Source organism: Desulfamplus magnetovallimortis, assembly GCF_900170035.1.
GTDB classification, from domain to species: Bacteria; Desulfobacterota; Desulfobacteria; order Desulfobacterales; family Desulfobacteraceae; genus Desulfamplus; species Desulfamplus magnetovallimortis.
In genome coordinates this window covers 217717-219403 of sequence record NZ_LT828548.1, presented here as the reverse complement: position 1 = coordinate 219403, position 1687 = coordinate 217717, and the positions used below count along the sequence as shown (strand labels likewise).

Genomic DNA, 1687 nt, shown 5'->3' with positions numbered 1-1687 from the left:
AGTTATTTTGGGAGTATTGTGTCCTTCCAGAAAGTCTGCGTGAATTATCTCCTATAACGGCCATGGCAGAGCCATCTGCCACAACGAAGCATGAAAGTCCTATAGATCTTTAAAAGACGGGGACTTTCTTATAAAACGTACATGGCGGATAGCCGCCACAATCGAAGAGATGAAAGTCGTTTTAAAAACAGCCACTTACTGAGACTTTCATATAAAACTGATAAAATTAGAATCAGGAAAATTCCGGTATCAATGGATGTATCAATAATCCTTTGAGAAAAGAACACTCCCATGAAGAATTCTTTCGTAAACCAATTCTCACAAAACTTATGTACCTGTCCCCGTTTTTCTTTTTTCTTTCTTTCTTTACCACACTCTGGGATTGAACCCTTCCGGTTTGCTGACATCGACTCCCTCACCGTTCTGGTACAGCACATAAAACCCCTGGCTGTGGGCATATTTTTTAACACTTTCACTCATTACCATGGCTGCCACACATCCCAGGGCTTTGTGGTTTTTATAAAGAGGCAGCATCCGCTTTAGCTTTTCCATCCTGACAACATGCTCATCCACATGCTCCCGGGTCAGCTTGCTTTTGCACTCCACGGCAACCAGGATGCTCTCATTGACCACCAGAAGGTCAATTTCAATCCCTTCGCCGCTCCGATTGGCTTCAACCCCTGGATACACTTCATGAACCTGAATATCCATGGACTGAAACAACCGCACAACAGCAGGTGCCACCATATTCTCCACAAATTCCCCCAGACGGTTGCCCAAAGCACCTAGGTTTTTAGAGATATTTTTCAGGATGCGGTCTGTTTCTGCCGACTGCTCCTTCATCAAACGTTCCATCTCCTGAAACTTCCGATCCGTCTCCTGAAACTTCCGATCCGTCTCTCTATACAGATCTTTAATTTCCTGAAAAAAATTGAGCAGCATATCCTGTGACAGCACCTGTTCCATTTTTAATCCTCCCTCTTCCTCTGTTTCTCTCTTCATCGTTTACTTAAATATAACCATCAAAGCATAAAGTGACAACACAAAAATAAATTACCCATCTACCTTACCGACTAACCCCCTCTCCAGTAATGGAGAGGGGGGGGGTGAGGTGGGATTAGAAATCCGGGTAGATTTGAGATGATATGAAGGATGTCCAATAAAGTTGTTTTTTTCTGCGGGAATAGAATAGAAAAATTAACGAAAGGGGAATAGGTCTATAATGCCTGTTCCCCTTTTTTTATTGTTTTTTATTTTCCGAATACTTATATTAATAACAGATATGAGAGTTGATTGTTGAACATATTCCTAATGTTAATAGGAGGTTAATGATAATGAAGATCAAATCAATGCTTTTTATAATGTTAATATTAACACTTTTATACTGTTTATTCCCGTCATTATCAGTTGCAGTAGAAGTCGCACCTCATATATCTGACCGTGAAATTACAGAAAAACTTGCAAAATTAGAGGCTGGCCAGGAATCTCTTAGATCAGAAATGAAAGCTGCCAATGAGGCTCTTAGATCGCAAATGAAAGCAAACAATGATGCTCTTTCATCAAGGATATCTGATTTAAGAGAGGAGATGAAGTCAAGCAATGAAGCCCTTAGATCAGAGATGAAAACAAACAGTGAAGCCCTTAGATCAGAGATGAAAGCAAACAGTGAAGCCCTTAATAAGAGATT

Annotated in this window: 2 protein-coding genes; one reads left to right on the top strand and one right to left on the bottom strand. The window is 40.5% G+C overall.

Translation table 11 applies throughout. From position 1 onward, the window contains the following. Positions 1 to 366: 366 nt before the first annotated feature. Entirely contained in the window at positions 367 to 966 is a 600-nt protein-coding gene (locus MTBBW1_RS15855) for a hypothetical protein (protein ID WP_222424075.1), read from the bottom strand. Between the two features lie 368 nt (positions 967 to 1334). Between MTBBW1_RS15855 and MTBBW1_RS28455 the strand changes: the two genes are divergently transcribed. Beyond that, on the top strand, positions 1335 to 1687 hold a 353-nt coding region (locus MTBBW1_RS28455; protein ID WP_222424074.1), incomplete at its 3' end, for a hypothetical protein.